Annotated in this window: 12 protein-coding genes, 1 pseudogene and 2 CRISPR repeat arrays (1 of these 15 cut by a window edge); of the genes and pseudogenes, 1 reads left to right on the forward strand and 12 read right to left on the reverse strand. The window is 70.0% G+C overall.

Annotated elements, in window-relative coordinates; translation table 11 throughout:
• Position 1 precedes the first annotated feature (1 nt).
• From RLT57_RS26435 to RLT57_RS33500, 4 genes and pseudogenes are all read right to left on the reverse strand, one after another.
• Positions 2-874, reverse strand: coding sequence for an IS3 family transposase (locus RLT57_RS26435; RefSeq protein ID WP_311299750.1), 873 nt, complete (start codon positions 872-874; stop codon positions 2-4).
• Entirely contained in the window at positions 871-1,179 is a 309-nt protein-coding gene (locus tag RLT57_RS26440; protein ID WP_311299185.1) for a transposase, read from the reverse strand. The genes RLT57_RS26435 and RLT57_RS26440 overlap by 4 nt, the downstream gene beginning before the upstream one ends.
• A gap of 44 nt (positions 1,180-1,223) precedes the next feature.
• Positions 1,224-2,033: an IS630 family transposase gene (locus RLT57_RS26445; RefSeq protein ID WP_399129946.1), complete on the reverse strand. Its 810-nt coding sequence runs from the start codon at positions 2,031-2,033 to the stop codon at positions 1,224-1,226.
• Positions 1,946-2,290 (reverse strand): annotated as a pseudogene (locus tag RLT57_RS33500) (helix-turn-helix domain-containing protein); the annotation flags it as partial. The pseudogene RLT57_RS33500 and the gene RLT57_RS26445, both read right to left, overlap by 88 nt.
• A 48-nt stretch (positions 2,291-2,338) precedes the next feature.
• On the opposite strand from RLT57_RS33500, the gene RLT57_RS26450 reads away from it, so the two are divergent.
• Entirely contained in the window at positions 2,339-2,668 is a 330-nt protein-coding gene (locus tag RLT57_RS26450) for a hypothetical protein (RefSeq protein ID WP_311299752.1), read from the forward strand.
• 87 nt (positions 2,669-2,755) lie between these two features.
• Positions 2,756-3,760: direct repeats of the CRISPR family, unit length 29 nt; unit sequence CGGGTTACCTCCGCTCGCGCAGAGAGCAC.
• Positions 3,761-3,778: 18 nt separating this feature from the next.
• On the opposite strand, the gene cas2e is transcribed toward RLT57_RS26450, so the two are convergent.
• The 8 genes from cas2e to cas3 form a co-directional block, all read right to left on the reverse strand.
• On the reverse strand, positions 3,779-4,090 hold the full coding sequence (gene cas2e / locus RLT57_RS26455; RefSeq protein WP_311299753.1) for a type I-E CRISPR-associated endoribonuclease Cas2e: 312 nt from the start codon (positions 4,088-4,090) through the stop codon (positions 3,779-3,781).
• A 21-nt stretch (positions 4,091-4,111) separates the two neighbouring features.
• Entirely contained in the window at positions 4,112-5,107 is a 996-nt protein-coding gene (gene cas1e, locus RLT57_RS26460) for a type I-E CRISPR-associated endonuclease Cas1e (protein WP_399129448.1), read from the reverse strand.
• Positions 5,104-5,778: a type I-E CRISPR-associated protein Cas6/Cse3/CasE gene (cas6e, locus tag RLT57_RS26465; protein ID WP_311299754.1), complete on the reverse strand. Its 675-nt coding sequence runs from the start codon at positions 5,776-5,778 to the stop codon at positions 5,104-5,106. The genes cas1e and cas6e overlap by 4 nt, the downstream gene beginning before the upstream one ends.
• A complete protein-coding gene (cas5e, locus tag RLT57_RS26470) occupies positions 5,775-6,641 on the reverse strand; it encodes a type I-E CRISPR-associated protein Cas5/CasD (protein ID WP_311299755.1) in 867 nt (288 codons plus the stop codon). Before cas5e ends, cas6e begins: the two co-directional genes overlap by 4 nt.
• Positions 6,638-7,822: a type I-E CRISPR-associated protein Cas7/Cse4/CasC gene (cas7e, locus tag RLT57_RS26475; protein WP_311299756.1), complete on the reverse strand. Its 1,185-nt coding sequence runs from the start codon at positions 7,820-7,822 to the stop codon at positions 6,638-6,640. The genes cas5e and cas7e overlap by 4 nt, the downstream gene beginning before the upstream one ends.
• Before the next feature lie 167 nt (positions 7,823-7,989).
• Positions 7,990-8,790 carry a type I-E CRISPR-associated protein Cse2/CasB gene (gene casB, locus RLT57_RS26480; RefSeq protein ID WP_311299757.1) on the reverse strand — a complete coding sequence of 267 codons (801 nt, stop codon included), beginning with the start codon at positions 8,788-8,790 and terminating at the stop codon, positions 7,990-7,992.
• A 71-nt stretch (positions 8,791-8,861) separates the two neighbouring features.
• Positions 8,862-10,409 (reverse strand): type I-E CRISPR-associated protein Cse1/CasA, encoded by a 1,548-nt coding sequence (gene casA, locus RLT57_RS26485; protein ID WP_311300882.1) that lies wholly within the window; start codon positions 10,407-10,409, stop codon positions 8,862-8,864.
• A gap of 281 nt (positions 10,410-10,690) precedes the next feature.
• Positions 10,691-13,555, reverse strand: coding sequence for a CRISPR-associated helicase Cas3' (cas3, locus tag RLT57_RS26490; protein ID WP_311299758.1), 2,865 nt, complete (start codon positions 13,553-13,555; stop codon positions 10,691-10,693).
• Between the two features lie 185 nt (positions 13,556-13,740).
• Positions 13,741-15,238: direct repeats of the CRISPR family, unit length 29 nt; unit sequence CTGCTCTCCGCGCCAGCGGAGGTGACCCG; it runs 980 nt beyond the window's last position.

The following is a 15,238-nucleotide window of genomic DNA, read 5'->3' on the forward strand; positions in this document are numbered from 1 at the left end:
GTCAGGCTGCGTGTGTGGTCTCGTAGTCGGCGGGGCTGAGGTAGCCGAGGCTGCTGTGCAGGCGGTGCAAGTTGTACCAGCCCTCGATGAAGTCGAAGATCGCGATGCGTGCGGCTGCCCGGGTGGGCCAGGTGCGCGTGTCGAGCAGTTCCCGTTTGATGGTGGCGAAGAACGATTCGGCCAGTGCATTGTCCCGGCATTGCCCGGTGCGGCCGACCGACAGACGAACCCCGAACTGGTCTGCCAGGGCGGCGAATTGCCGGCTGGTGTACTGGCTTCCGCGGTCCGAGTGAAAGATCACCGGTCGCATCGGGCGACGCTGCCGGCAGGCGGCGGTCAGGGCGTCGGCCACAAGATCGGTGCGCATGTGGTCGGCGGTCTCCCAGCCGACGATTCGGCGTGAGGCGATGTCGATGACGGTGGCCAGATAGAGCCAGCCCTCGTCGGTCGGGAGGTAGGTGATGTCACCGCACCAGCGTGTATCCAGCCCAGTGGGGTCGGGCTGGAAGCCCCGGGCGATGAGGTCGGGACGGGCGGCGGCCCGCGGATCGGGAACGGTGGTCAGGTGCCGTCGTCGGCGATGCACGCCTGCCAGCCCGGCCGCCCGCATCAGCCGGGCGGCACGGCGACGCCCGCACACGGCACCGTCGTGCTGCAGCGCGGCGTGGACCCGCGGGGCACCGTAAGTTCCCCGCGACCTCGTGTGGACGGCGGTGATCTGCCCGGTCAGTCCGGCGTCGCGGACGGCGCGGGGACCGGGTGCCGCGGTACGGCGGGCGTAGTAGGTGGCTCGGGAGACCTTCAAGAGCTCACAGGCGCGTTTGACGCTGTGACCTGCGTGTTTCTCCGCCTCGATGAACGGGTGAACCGTCACCGGGTCTCCTTCGCGAAGAAAGCCGTGGCCCGCTTGAGGATGTCGACGTCCTCGCGCGGTCGGCGGTTCTCCCGCCGCGGTGCGGCCAGTTCCCCGCGTTCGCCGCTGGTCAGGCCGTCCCGCTCGCCGGCGTCGACCTCAGCCTGCTTGACCCAGTCACGCACCGCGGTCTCGGTCAGATCGAAGTCCTTCGCGATCTGACCCATCGAGCGGTCACCGCGCTGGCAAAGCTCGACGATCTCGGCCTTGAACTGCGGCGTGAACGAGCGGCGAGAGCGAGGCTTCTTCTTCCCCATGCTCTCCATGATGGACATCCTCCCGGGGCAGAACCCCTGATCTCGAATGTCCGTCAAAGCGGATCAAGCGCAGTCCAGCGGAACGGGCGGGCGTGTTCGTTCCGCTGGATCATCCAGGTGTCCATCTTTGCGATCAGGTCGTCCCGGCTGGTGAAGTCGCCGTAGCGCAGGACCGCGCGGGTCAGCGCGGAGAAGACGAGTTCGGCCTGGTTGAGCCAGGAGGCATGGGGCGGGGTCCAGTGGACGTGCCAGCGCGGGTGGGCGGCGAGCCACTCCTTGGTGTGTTTGGCGGTGTGCGAGGAGCCGTTGTCGAGGACGACGTGGACGTCCTTGTCACGGGGCAGGAGCCGGTCGAGCCGGTTCAGGAACGCGGTGAAGGTCGCGGCGTTGTTGCGCTGGATCGTCTCGATCAGGGTCTGCCCGGTGGTGACGTCGAGGGCGGCGACGATCGAGGCGGTGCCGTGCCGGCGGTATTCAAATTCGCGGCGGGGGGTTCGGCCCGGTGCCGGTGGCTGGGAGGGATAGCGGCGTTCGCGGGCCTGGATGGCGGTCTTCTCATCGATGGACAGCACGACCGCCCCGCTCGGCGGGTCGCGGTAGAGGCCGCAGATGTCTGTGACGCGTTCCCAGAAGTCGGGGGTGTCGCGGCGGGTGAGCCAGCCGGTGACTTTGTGCGGCTTGAGGTCCAGGTCGGCCAGGATCCGGCCGACCTGGGATGCGGAGATCGGCGCGAACACGGTGCCCGCGACCTGGTCGGCGATCGCCGCGTGGGTCCAGGCCGCGGCCGGGCCGGCGGGGCGCTGGTGGCCGCGGCGACCACTGCGACACGCACCATGTCGTCGTAGATACGGGGGCGGCCCGATCGGGCGGTGTCCTCCAGGCCGTCCAGACCCTGCTCGGCGAACCGACCACGCCACTTGCGGACGGTGTTCACACTCGCCGTCAGGCGGCGGGCGATCATCGCGTTGCCCGTCCCGTCGCCGGCCGCGAGCACTATTCGTGCCCGAAGTACCTGTCTGACCTGGGACTTCGGGGAAGATACCGTCCGCTGCAACACTCCGCGCGTCTGTTCGTCGATGTCCACGGCCACTGCCGCACTCCGCCCCGCGTCCTCCGCCATGATCCGTGATCATGGCGGAGGACCCGCCCGGGCGGCAGGATAAGGGCTGTGCCGAAGAACCCTCCCGAGTCCATGCAGCACCACCTGCGCGAACGGCTGAACACCCGCGCCGGCGAGCGCTGGCCGCAGCTGGCCAAGGTTCACGTCCGCTTCCGGGCCGGATTCGCCTATGTGGATGGCGAGCTGAAAGACGGCGAACGTCTTCCGCTGTGCCGCCTGCGCTTCACCGGAGTCCTGCACACCTGGGGCTTCGCGCTCTACCTCGCCAGCCGAGACGGCTACCAGGACAACGTGCTGCCCAGCGGGCTTCCCGCAGCCAGCCCCGAAGACTGCCTGGACTGCGCGTGCGGCCTCTACCTCGGCCCCTCAGCGATCTGACCCCTCCACGAACTTCCGCGGCGCAGCACTAACCCCTACAAAAACTGGATCAGCCGTCTTCTGGACACACCCGAACCGCACTGGGGTCGGGTTACCTCCGCTCGCGCAGAGAGCACTCCGGGCCGCGTCCCGCGAACCACCCCGGTCCAGGGTTACCTCCGCTCGCGCAGAGAGCACGGCACCAACGCCCAGGCGTGGCCGTACCCCAGCGGGTTACCTCCGCTCGCGCAGAGAGCACCGCTCGGCGATGATCCGACCGGCGAACTGCGCCGGGTTACCTCCGCTCGCGCAGAGAGCACCGCCGCACCCTCGGCCGGACCGGACGCCGCGCCGGGTTACCTCCGCTCGCGCAGAGAGCACTGTTCGGCGACCGGTTGGCCTTCACCGGCCATCGGGTTACCTCCGCTCGCGCAGAGAGCACTCTGCGACCACTGCGCCGGCGCCTTGCCGATCCGGGTTACCTCCGCTCGCGCAGAGAGCACCGAGGAGCCCACCCCGTGACCGCCGTCCCGTACGGGTTACCTCCGCTCGCGCAGAGAGCACGCCGTTCGGCGAACCATCGCGGTCGCAGACGACGGGTTACCTCCGCTCGCGCAGAGAGCACACCCCCAGCGCCACCGGCAAGCGACTGCTGATCGGGTTACCTCCGCTCGCGCAGAGAGCACGGCATTCACCAAGTCGCCCGAGGCTTCGGCGACGGGTTACCTCCGCTCGCGCAGAGAGCACCGCGTCGATGTGGCGGAGGAACCGTGTATCGACGGGTTACCTCCGCTCGCGCAGAGAGCACGGCCAGATCTTCGCAGTCGGAGCAGCCGACGGCGGGTTACCTCCGCTCGCGCAGAGAGCACAGGCCCGCCGCAGGGGTCCCTGCCGCGAACACCGGGTTACCTCCGCTCGCGCAGAGAGCACACCGCCAGCGCACCTCCGGCGACCCACGTCCCCGGGTTACCTCCGCTCGCGCAGAGAGCACACAGTGGGCTCCCGCGCGAAGGTCGGGCAGACCGGGTTACCTCCGCTCGCGCAGAGAGCACGCACTGACCTCGCCGCCCGCCTCGCTGATGACCGGGTTACCTCCGCTCGCGCAGAGAGCACCCTTCCTGATCTGGCCCTCTAGAGGGGCTTTGCTCTTTCTTGACCGTCTCCGCGGAAGCCGATGAGTGTCATCCCGTCGAAGTCGAGGGGTTCGCGGCGTTGGGGGCCGGCGGTTTGGAGGGTGAAGCCTTGTTCGTTGTCGGTGGGGTAGATGAGGACGGCTGTGCCGTGGCCGGTGGAGGCGGCTACGGAGGTCCAGAGTTCATCGCGGACTTTGGCGGAGACGGTGCCGACGTAGAGGTCGGGGGTCACTTCGAGGAGCCAGCGGGTGAGGGCGCCGCGGAGGTGGTCGGGGACGGCGGTTGCGGAGATGGCAATCATTGAAGGCACGGGGGGCTCCGGCACTGGGGGTTAGGGTGTGGCGTGGTTGGTGCCGCCGGGGATGGCGCCGGCTACGGGGTCCCAGAGGTCGACGAGTTGTTCGTCGGGGTCAGGAATTTGGAGGTCGGTGTCGGGGTCGAGGAGGTGCTGGATGTCGGTGACGATGCGCGGGAGGAGTTTGAACAGGCGCAGGCCGTCGCGGAATGAGCGGCGGGCTTCGGCTTCGGGGTTGGTGGAGGCGTGGAGGGAGAAGGCGAGCGGGATGGTGAGCTGGGCTTTGTAGAGGTCGGCGATGTCGTAGACGAAAGCCTGCTGGTTTCCGCTGTGGACGTAGCCGAGGGCGGGTGAGCAGCCGAGGGCGAGGATCGCGGCGTGGACGATGCCGTAAAGGCAGGTGTTGGCTGCGGACAGGGCGAGGTTGACGGGATCCTGGGTGTCCCAGGAGGCGGGGTCGTAGGAGCGGCGGAAGCGGCCGATCTTGTACTGGCGGGCGAGGAGTTGGTAGTGGGCCTTGACGCGTTGGCCTTCGAATCCGCGCAGTTGCTGGAGGTTCGCGCCGGTCGGGGCGGTGCTCGGGCCGAAGCGTTTTTCGTACATCGCGGTGGCGACGGCAAGGCGCCCGTCGTCGTCGGCCCATGCGCGGGCCTGGCGTTCGAGCCAGCCGGTGGTGAGGGAGTCGGGGAGGGTGGCGGCGTAGCACCGGACTCCGCCGGAGCCGGTGATGAGGACGGTGGTGCCGTGGCGGGCGAAGGTGGCCAGGGCGCGGGCGGTGATGGAGGTGCCGGGGCCGAGCAGGACGCAGGCGAGTGCGGCAGTGGGGAGGTAGACGGTCTCGGGGCCGCGGCGTTCGCTGGTGATTTCGGCGCAGATTCCGGTGTCGTCTTGGTGGATGCGGACGATGTCGAGGTAGAGGAAGGACAGGGAGTCGGCGATGCGCGGGAGCATCGCGACGGTGGGGGCGGCGAGTCGCCGCCGGGCGTCGGCCGGGGTGCGTTCTTTGCGTGGTGGTGGCGGCGGTGGGGTCATTCGGTGTTCCGTGCGGGGGCGATGCTGAGCAGGCCGCAGCCGTACGCCTTGCCCCGGCCGATGCCCTCGGTGATCTTCGTCCGGAGCAGGTCGGGGTCGATGATGGCGGCGGTGCCGTCGAACTGGGTTCGGGCGTGGCGGAGTTGCTGTTCGGCGGCGGGGCCGTGAGTGCCGCGGCGGCCGCGGACGGCGTCGAGCGGCTGGGATCGGACGTGGAGGGGTTTGAGGCCGGCGGATTCGGCCTGGCGGGACCACCACTCGTCGGCCGGCGCGCCGCGGAGCGCGACGACGGCGGGCAGGTCGTACAGCTCCCGTGTGGTGGCGCCGGGTTTGCGGACGGCGCTGGCCACGCAGCGGTAGCGGATGGTGAGTCCGGCTGCCAGGGCGTCGAGGAGCTGGTCGAGCGGGCGGGTGACGGCGGTGCCGTATCCGGCCGGAAGGCGGTCCGGGTCGGGCTGGTGGCTGCTCTGGAGAAGGATCTGGGTTCCGGTGGGGGTGTCCTCCGTACGGAAGAGGACGCCGAGCTGGGCGCGTGAGTCGGCGCCGATGCCGTCAGGGAAGAGGGACATCAGGCGGCGGTGCAGGTTGATGGCCCCCCCGGGGCCTTGGGTGTCGTGGCGGGCGTCGTGGGAGCGCGGGTCGGGGACGATGCGGGTCAGCCAGACGGTCAACTCAGGCTCCCTTCCTCATTGTTCAAATACGTGCTGAGCCGTGTGAGGGCGTCGGTGCCGAGTCCGGCGTACTGAACCGGGGATAGATGCACGGAGCGGCGGTACAGCGGCCGGGCGCGGTGGCTGCGGCGGCGTGGGTGGAAGGAGACCGGGTCGTCTTTGACGTCGCCGGTGGTGTGGGTGCCGTCGTCGCTGTTCACGGCGTTAAGGTGTACGGGCACCGGCAGCCGGTCGAGCGGCCGGTCGGAGAGGAACTCCACCGGCTGCGGCGCGCCGCGCGGCGGCCACCCGGTGAGAGGAAGGTGCACCAGGTGGTGCAGGGCGTCACGGCTCGCGCCGAGCAGCACCGGGCCTTCGGGCGGGCATGAGCGTCTGCCGAGGAACAAGGGCCACTGCGGTGACCGCAGCGCCTGTGCGTACCGTCTCAGCAGGGCTGCACTGTCGGCTGCTTGGGCATCGGCGGGGATGGTGAGCGCAACGGTGAAGGTGGCGTCGGCGAGGTAGTAGCGGTGGGTGAGCAGCGTGCCGGTGTCGCCGGTGCGCTTCTTGCCCTCGGCTGTGGTGACGGTGGCTTTGGCAGGCAGTCCGCCGCCGACGGTGTGCAGGTCACGCAAGATCACGCCGGGCCGGTCCGTTCGGACGGTCAGTGACAGCCGGGTCAGGTCGTCCACGGGCTCGTCGCGCCCTCGGCCGAGTCCGGCGGCCAGCAGGCCCAGCACCCCGGAGCGGGTGGGGAATCCGGCGGTGTCCCGCTCGTTGAAGTGGCTGTGCTCGCCCCAGGACTGCAAGGGTCCGGCCAGCCGGAGCAGCAGGCCGGGTTCGGCGGCAACAGCGTCCGGGGCAGGGAGAGTTGCTGTGCTCATACGGTGGCCCCGGCGTGCTCCTGGCCGAGAGCGGTGTCCAGTGCTTCGGTGATCAGTTCGCCGAAGGAATCGCGCCGCGTGCCGAGGCCGGTCAGCTTCTGGGCTTCGACGGCAGCCCAGCCGGAGGCCAGGGTGCGGCCGGCGCCGAGCAGCTTGTTGGCGGCCTGGGCGTAGGTGTCGAGCTGACGGATGGAGCCGTCGACGAAACCGCCTTCGGTGGCGCCCCGGACGGGCTTTTCGAAGGCGGCGGCGTAGGAAAGGGGGCGGTCGCTGCGGACCGACAGGTGCACAAGGTCGGGGATGGTGTGCGGGGCGGTGGAGTTCATTTTGGCCTGCGGCAGCGACTCGATGAACGCGGCGAGGAACGCGGTCAGCAATTCCCTTGCGGCGGCGGGCTCGTCGCCGATGTTCGCGGCGAGGTCGCGCAGGTCGACGGTGGCGTAGCGGTAGAAGGTGCCGGCGCTGTACTCGGTGTGGCCCATGTGTCCGCTGCCGGTGGAGTCCCGCCAGGCGGCGGTGATGTCGTCGACGGCGGAGAAGTAGTCGAGTTCGACGTCCGTCTCGTGGGTGGTGAGAGCGTGCGCGACCTGCACGGAGCCGTCCACCCCCGCGTCGTCCACCTCGGCCAGCATCCGCCCGAACAGGTTGATCACCCCGTTGCGGGAGCGCAGCACCCGTTCGATGGCGTCCTTGGGCAGGACGCTCTTGTCGGCCGGCTTCTTGATCTCCCCGGCCGCTTCCAGCGCAGCGCGGTGCTCATCGGCCAGGTCGGCGAGCTCGGTGACGGCCGCCTCGGGGACGTAGACCATCGCGTTGGTGAGAACCTTGTTGGGGACGGTCTGCGCCGGGTCGTCCTTCTTCTTGGCGAGCTCGAACTTGATGCTGCTGCCCGCGGCGATGTGCCCGCCGGCCCGCCGGGCGAGCGCGGCGGGCCAGCCCCGCCCCTCCAGTTCGAGGGTGACCCGCTCCCCGATCCGCCGGGTCCGCAGCGCGGCCTGGCCGATACGCTCCTGGAAGACCTCGCGCACCGCGCGCTTCCACGACTGGCTGCTCACCCGAGTCCGCAGCACATTGCCGTATTGCACGGTTTTAACAGAATTTGTGTCATCGCGATTGAGATTGGCGAAGGGGACGGACTGAATAACGTGGATGTCGATGAAGCGAGCAGGCGTGATGGTCACGAGGGTTTCTCCGTACGGGGTGCGGTCAGCGGTAAGCGGTAAGCGGGAGGGTGGTAGGCGCGCGGCCGACGGGCGAGGTCAGCAGGCGAGCGTTGATCACGGGGGCGGTGATCACGTAAGTACGCGTCAGATGAGCTTCACGACAGGCGTCCTACAGTGAGCGGCGGTCATTCCGGCGGGCCGGCTGCCTCCTCGGCAGCCGCCTCCTCACCGTCTGCCTTGGCCGCCTTATCCCGGTCCGACTGGGCGCACGACCAGTAGAAGTCCTGGAGCCAGCGGCGCGAGATCCGCCCCGACCCGGCCTGCCACCCGATCAGGTCCCCCAGCAGCCGCGCCCAGTCCACCGGTACGTCGAGGCCGCGCAAGTAGCCGACGCTGGCGGGCAGATGCCGGTGCAGACCGTTGACGCTCTGCCGGGTGAGCAGGTTCAGCCGGCTCTCCGCAGTGGACAGCCGCATCTCCCGCTCCCGGCCCGGCGCCTCAGCGACGGCACGTGCGAAAGCGATACCGAGACTGCTCCCGGAGGATCTGCGCCGAGCCTGGGCCGACCCGGGGGGAGATGCCGCCGGGTCGATGACGGCCGCCGCCGGTTCGGACTCACCGTCGGCATCCTGGCCCGGATCATTCTGAGGCTCTGCGGCGGGCTGGTTCCCGGCCTCCGCGGCAGGCTCATCCTCGGGCCCGTCGGCGGCGAAGCTGTAGCGGGGCTGGGCGGCGATCAGCGCGGCGATCGTGTAATACGCCCGCTGCTCGGTCTCCGGAGTCTCCGCGCCCTGAGGCAGCCAGGGCGTGATCAGCCGGTGCATGCCGCGGGTGTGGGCCCCATCGTCCAGGGCGCGCCGCAGCCCTTTGCGCAAGGCGATGCGGGCGCCCGGGTCGGTGCGGCAGAGGTTCTCGATCCGCCGCACGTATTTCTGATGCAGAGTGAGACGAAGGGCGGGGCGGTCTGGCTCGGTCTGGGTGGTCATACGGAGGCTCTCTGCCGATCGGAAATGAGGAGACGGCTGGTCCGGCAAGTCGGCGGGAACTGTGGGATCGGCTAACGGGTGCGGTGGCGCCCGCCGTAGAGCTCGATCCGCGCCTCAGACACCGCCTTCGCACCGCGCAGGGTCCGCGTCACCGAAGTGGTGACCGTGTCGTACGACGCTTCGGCCAGCCGCAGGAACGCCGAGCGGGTCGCATCCAAGTTGAGACCCCCGCCCAGCGCCCTGCCCGTACGGTCCAGCCGCCGGAAACGCGCCCAGAACTCGGTCTCCGCACCCGGCCAGTAACGGGCCGCCGCCTCGGCCGACCACGTGCCGGTGTCGGCCTTCGCGTCGTCGACGTATGCCGCCCACGCCCGCTTCACCGCACGGTCCAGCCGCCGTCCGTACACCTCGCCGTACTGCCGCAGCCGCGCCACCGCCGGCCGGGAGGATGCCGCCAGTTCCTCAGCAAGCCCCAGCACAGGCGGTGTGGACCCCTCCATGAACTGGGTGTCCTTCGCCTGGCCCTCCTGCTCGAAACCCAGCGCCCGCACCCGCAGCGGCAACTTCCCCAGATCCTCGGCCGACTCGAAGACCAGCGGACGCTGTGGACCGTCACCCTCATTCACCCGGTGCAGCAGCAGCGCGTCCAGATCCCGCCACAGTGCGCGCTGGGAATCGGCGGGACGCGGGTAGCGGTTGCCCTGCTTGCTGATCTGCCAGATCAGATAGTCGTCGTCGCGGGCGACACGGCCGCTGCGGTACGCCCAGGTGATGAAGGCATCCTCGACCAATTCGCCGTGCTCACCGCCCGGTTTGAGCAGCAGCGCATGCTGCGAGCACGCCGTCAGCCGGGCGCAGGGGCCGACCGGCGGCGCGGGAAGCTTCTCCGGATCGGGCAACTCGTTCCATTCCCACGGGCACAAGTCCTCGGTACGGCGCACCGCCACCTTGGGCGGAACCAGACCGGCGAGCAGCGTCTCGAACAGCGAAGCACCCTCGGGGTGGTACGACAGCGCGGTACGCAGCGGACCCGCCGTCGTACTGGCACTCTTCACGCCGTTCACCTCACGGGCCGAACAGCGCCCGGACGGACCGTAGTAGTGCCACACCAAAAGATTCAGCACAGCCTCAGGCGCCTCCGGCAGGTCGGGCCGGGCATCGCTGCCATGCCGGAACCAGGCGTGATTATTTCCCGAAGGGCGGGTCACGATCAGCTTGTTGACACCCGCAGTGTTGTCCGGGTCGCACTGTTCGGCCAGCCGGATATCCTGCATCCACGGACGTCCGCCGTCAGGGTCGTAGAGGAAGAACCGGTCGGCGTACCGGGCGAAGTACGCCTCGACCCCGCTTTCGGGAAGCCGGCCCGCCTCCGCGATCGCCTCCCGACGCCGGTACCAATTGCCGGGGCCTGCTTCGTCCAGGCCCGTCCCTCGGGCGGTGAGGGCATACAGGATTCTCAACAGGGCTGCGTGGGCCGGAGGTTCGGGGACGGCCAGGCCGGCGATGTCCTGGCTGCGGAGCAGAGCCTCGCGTAAGCCGACGCGGTCGGGCAGCTTGTCGCCGTGGGAACCGGGGGCCCACCGCACGGGTATCCACGCTTCGTTGAGCAGGTTGTACATGCTGGGCACTGAGGGTGGCTTCCTTCGATGGGACACAATGGGGGTGAGGTCTCCGCGCGAGCGGAGGTGACCCGCATGTCACGTCGGAGGACAGGACAGGTCTCTCCTCATGCCCGTTGGTGCGGGCGAGCCCAGCGTGGCCGCTTGGGGCCTCCCAAGCAACCTTGCGGCCACGGTGGGTGACGGGGCAGGGGTCATTCCATGCTCCAAAGCATGTCACGTCAGAGGTAATGACATGACGCCTTGTCAGTCCGTCAGGTACAGCGTACTCGACCGGAGGCTCAGGCAACCTCCAAACCGACAGCCGAGATCGTGATCGTCCGCCCGCCGTGCCGCCCCCGCCACACACCCGGACCGTCAGGCTGCATTCGCAGCGGGACCACGTCCCGCAGCATCGAACGCTCCTCCCAGCTCTGCGGTACGAGACCGGCCTCGCCCTCCCCCAGCAGCCACTTGCCGGGCACAGGCGCCACGCGGGTCATGATCTGGGCGAGTTCGGCACGAGACGGGCCGTGTGCGCGGTCCTTCGGTAGGCCCTCCTTGCCGTCCTCGTCGAGGGTCAACTTGCCGTCGGGCTGTTCGTACAGGCAGAGAAGCCGGCCGGTGTCCGCGCCGAGCCGGGTGGTCAGCAGTTCCTCGGTGACACCGGCCTCGCGGCGGCTGAGCCGGTGCAGATCATCGGCCACGTCCGCGGGGGCGTCGATGCCGACCATGGTGGCGAGGTGTTCCTGGACCATCTCGTCCGCCTGGCGTTCGGAGTCCATCTGTCGGAGTTCGCGCTGGGATGCGGCGTCGAGCAGGTCGACGAAGTCCTCGGCGTAGACGAAGTCGACCAGTTCCTGGACGTCACCGGGTACGGCGATCCCGGCTGCGGGGGTCGCGTGCAGGAGACCGGCGGTACGGGTGAGCAGGCCGGCGTCGTAAACTGATCCCCAGGTGCGCGGGCGATCCGTCCTGCCTTGTGCGTCCACAGGTTCGAGGACCACCAGCTGGGGCCGATCTTCCGACCGGGCCCAGGCCGGGCGTCCTTGAGGGCCGCGGGCATGCCGGCGGGCGCGGCCGGCACGCTGGAGCAACTGGGCCAGCGGGGCGAGATCGCTGACAATCAGGTCGAAGTCAAAATCGAGCGATTGTTCCACTACTTGGGTGGCGACGAGGATGGATGCAGACCGCGGCCTGGACGCGTCCTCCGGCGTCCGCGACTTCCCGTACGCCGCCTGGCATTCGTCGGTGATGCGCTGTCTGATGTCGGCCCGATAGCGGGAGTGGAGCAGCCGCAACCCGCCTTCTGTCGCGGCCAGTTCCGGGTACCCCGTGCACAGGTCCCGGTAGGTGGCCTGTGCTTCGGCAACCGTGGTGCAGCACACCAGCGCGGTACCGCCGTCCTCGGCGAGTGGGCTCAGCGCCTCCCGCAGGGCGCGGCGCCGGCCGCCGGTACGCGGTGGGGTCTGCGGAGCGTCGCCAATGTCCCAGGTGACCTGTCGTACCGTCACTTCGAGAGCGCGGGCACGTTCGCTGTCCGTGGCCCGGGGCTTGGAGACCTCGCCCGTCGCGCCGTCGACGAAGAGCCAGCTTGGATAGCACGGTTCGACAGCTGACGGTTCCAGGAAGCCCGCGCCGCGCCGGTAGGCGTCCACCAGCGAGCCGGCCGTACGGCCCGAGAGCGTCGCCGACAGCAGGACGACCGGGGCACGGAAGGCGCCCAGCCACTCCAGCAGGATGGTAAGCAGTTTGTGCATCCACGGCCCGTACGCGTGCGCCTCGTCGACGACGAAGACCTTGTCGGACAGGGCGAACAGGCGAAGGGCATTGTACGTGAGGGGCAGGACCGCGGCGAGTGCCTGGTCGATGGTGCCGACCCCGAGCGGGGCGAGCAGCCCCCGTTTCGCGCCACGCAGCCATGCCTCGGCCTCCAGCGCGGTGGTGTGCGCGGCGCTGATCTCGCCGCCCGTCTCTTCGCCGCCCCCGCTTTCACCTGTGTAGAGGGGGCTAAGCCAGGCCATGGAGTGCAGGAGCGTCAGGGCCCGTTCACCGGTCAGCGCGTTTTCCGCGAACTCCCGCACCCGGGGGTACATGCCGTTGGCGGTCGCCATGGTGGGCAGCGCGAAGTACAGCCCGCGGGCCCCCGCGGCCCGGCCCAGCAACGAGGCCGCGAACAGGGCCGCTTCGGTCTTGCCGTCACCGGTCGGCGCGGTGACGAGCACCAGGCCCGTGCCGCGCCCGGCGACCAGCTCCGGGAGATGGCCGACGAGGTCGCGCTGCAAAGCATTGGGGGTGAAGGGGAACATCGCGCCGAACTCGTCGGCTTGGAACGTGGCGCGCCCGAGGCGGGCGCCTGTCACCCGGCCTGCGGCCGTCGCCCGGGTGCGCCGCCAGTGGGCATCGATCTCCCCGGGAGTTCCCTGCCAGTCCGCCGGGGGCATCAGCGGCACAATCGCATCCGTCTGGCTGGCCAGCCAGTCGGCCACAACCACCAAACCGCTGACCACGACGGCCAGTTCGGCAGGCAGCCCCGCCTCCGGTACGGCGTCGCCGCCCGTCACCCGGCGCAGCTCCGCGAAGTGCGCGCGGCGCTGCCTCGCCCACCCCCCCTCCCCCAGCCCCGCCTGGTACTCACTCGCCCGCGCCAGCTCCCGGGCTTTGAGCACATCGCCGTACCGGCCGTGGTGACCGCCCAGGAGCTGTGCGATCTGATGGCTCACCGCCCCCCGCAGCGACCTGCCGCCTCCTCCCGGATAACCCGCCTCGGCAAACAGGCTGGCCAGTGCCCAATGTGTCCCCCTCTCATGCCGGAACTGCCACTCCTTATCCGCCCCCGGCACAAACCAGTACACCTCTTCCGCCCGCACCCCGGCGAACGCCGCGGGCACCTGCGCCTGGAATGGCGGCGTGATCTTCCCCAGATCGTGCAGCCCGGCCCAGAACGACAACACCGCCCGCGCCTCGGCCGCCCCCAGCCCCAGCGCGCCACCGACGCGTTCCCGGGTCCCCTCCCCCACCAGCCCATCCCACAAAGCCAGGAACACAGCAGCCGTATCAAGCATGTGGCAGACCACCGGGTACACCCTGGGCAGCCCCTTCTTTTTCCCCCACATCCGGCAGTCCACTCGACCCACCGGCCACGCCCCACCAGCGCCACTCATCATGCTCAAGGGATAGCAGGCCCCACTGACAACCACCCCCAGCCCCGGCGATCCCCGCCTCCCCCAACCCACGGGCCCTACAATCCCGTTCATGCGCCCGACAGGTACGGCCCGAGGCTCCGCCGTAGGCAGTCACCCACAAGGGTAAAGAAATTACAAGGCCCCTCTAGGGCCGCAGGTCAGGGAGCCTGCTCTCCGCGCCAGCGGAGGTGACCCGGCCGCGCACCGGTGGCTGAGCGAGCACGGCTACTGCTCTCCGCGCCAGCGGAGGTGACCCGCGACCGGACTGCTTGCCGCCTACCGCGCCGAGCTGCTCTCCGCGCCAGCGGAGGTGACCCGGGCCTGGGCCTGGTCGACCAGCCGCTCGTGCACTGCTCTCCGCGCCAGCGGAGGTGACCCGCTGGTCGAGGAGGCCGGAGAGGTCGCGTCCGCCTGCTCTCCGCGCCAGCGGAGGTGACCCGCCCGCACCGCCGCCCATCACCGCGTGCCTGCTCTGCTCTCCGCGCCAGCGGAGGTGACCCGCTCGGCCTGCTCGGCAAGGGCGAGTGGAAGAACTGCTCTCCGCGCCAGCGGAGGTGACCCGCCACGATGACGTGCGACGCCTTGATACTGCGCCTGCTCTCCGCGCCAGCGGAGGTGACCCGTCGTCGGTCCAGTCCCGGACGGTCGGTGTCCGCTGCTCTCCGCGCCAGCGGAGGTGACCCGCTGGGACTGGCCCGTCTCCGAGGACCTCCGGACTGCTCTCCGCGCCAGCGGAGGTGACCCGGCACAGCGGGGGCTGGCAGGTGACGGAGCCAGCTGCTCTCCGCGCCAGCGGAGGTGACCCGCGGTCCAGGAGGAAGTTCAGATCGCTGAGGTCCTGCTCTCCGCGCCAGCGGAGGTGACCCGTTGACCATGGCCCAGGGCTGGCCGGCCGCCTCCTGCTCTCCGCGCCAGCGGAGGTGACCCGCTCCGTCTCAGCGCGCTCGGACTCTTCCCAGGCTGCTCTCCGCGCCAGCGGAGGTGACCCGTCGCCGCAGTCCTCGTCGTCGTGTCCGGGCGGCAGCGTGCACTGCTCTCCGCGCCAGCGGAGGTGACCCGGCGTGACCGAAGACGAATCGTTGGAGGCGGTGCTGCTCTCCGCGCCAGCGGAGGTGACCCGCCGCACGACTGCAAAGAGTACGGCCACGCGAACTGCTCTCCGCGCCAGCGGAGGTGACCCGTACAGCTGCGCCGTGCTCAGCCGGTCCCGTTCCTGCTCTCCGCGCCAGCGGAGGTGACCCGCCCCTCCCCGACGCGCTGGGTGGTGCGGCGTGCTGCTCTCCGCGCCAGCGGAGGTGACCCCCCTGCGGCATGGCCGAGGTCAGGGGCGCGATCCTGCTCTCCGCGCCAGCGGAGGTGACCCGGCGAGATGCCCGAGCTGGCCGACGACCCGTGCCTGCTCTCCGCGCCAGCGGAGGTGACCCGACCGGCCTTGCCCGGCCGGTATCCGGGGTCTGCTGCTCTCCGCGCCAGCGGAGGTGACCCGGCGACGGATCAGGTCGCCTGGCCGTTGGTGGCCTGCTCTCCGCGCCAGCGGAGGTGACCCGGAGAGTGTTAACGATCATGAGGGAAAGGCACCCTGCTCTCCGCGCCAGCGGAGGTGACCCGCGCTCCAGCAGGGCACCCCGGTTGAGGAGGCACTGCTCTCCGCGCCAGCGGAGGTGA

This window comes from Streptomyces sp. ITFR-21 (assembly GCF_031844685.1).
Lineage (GTDB): Bacteria > Actinomycetota > Actinomycetes > Streptomycetales > Streptomycetaceae > Actinacidiphila.

Excerpts from the sequence above, each read along its gene's own strand:
- RLT57_RS26440 (WP_311299185.1), bottom strand. The coding sequence starts at position 1,179 with ATGGAGAGCATGGGGAAGAAGAAGCCTCGCTCTCGCCGCTCGTTCACG.
- cas1e (WP_399129448.1), bottom strand. The coding sequence starts at position 5,107 with ATGACCCCACCGCCGCCACCACCACGCAAAGAACGCACCCCGGCCGAC.
- cas5e (WP_311299755.1), bottom strand. The coding sequence starts at position 6,641 with ATGAGCACAGCAACTCTCCCTGCCCCGGACGCTGTTGCCGCCGAACCC.
- casB (WP_311299757.1), bottom strand. The coding sequence starts at position 8,790 with ATGACCACCCAGACCGAGCCAGACCGCCCCGCCCTTCGTCTCACTCTG.
- casA (WP_311300882.1), bottom strand. The coding sequence starts at position 10,409 with ATGTACAACCTGCTCAACGAAGCGTGGATACCCGTGCGGTGGGCCCCC.
- cas3 (WP_311299758.1), bottom strand. The coding sequence starts at position 13,555 with ATGATGAGTGGCGCTGGTGGGGCGTGGCCGGTGGGTCGAGTGGACTGC.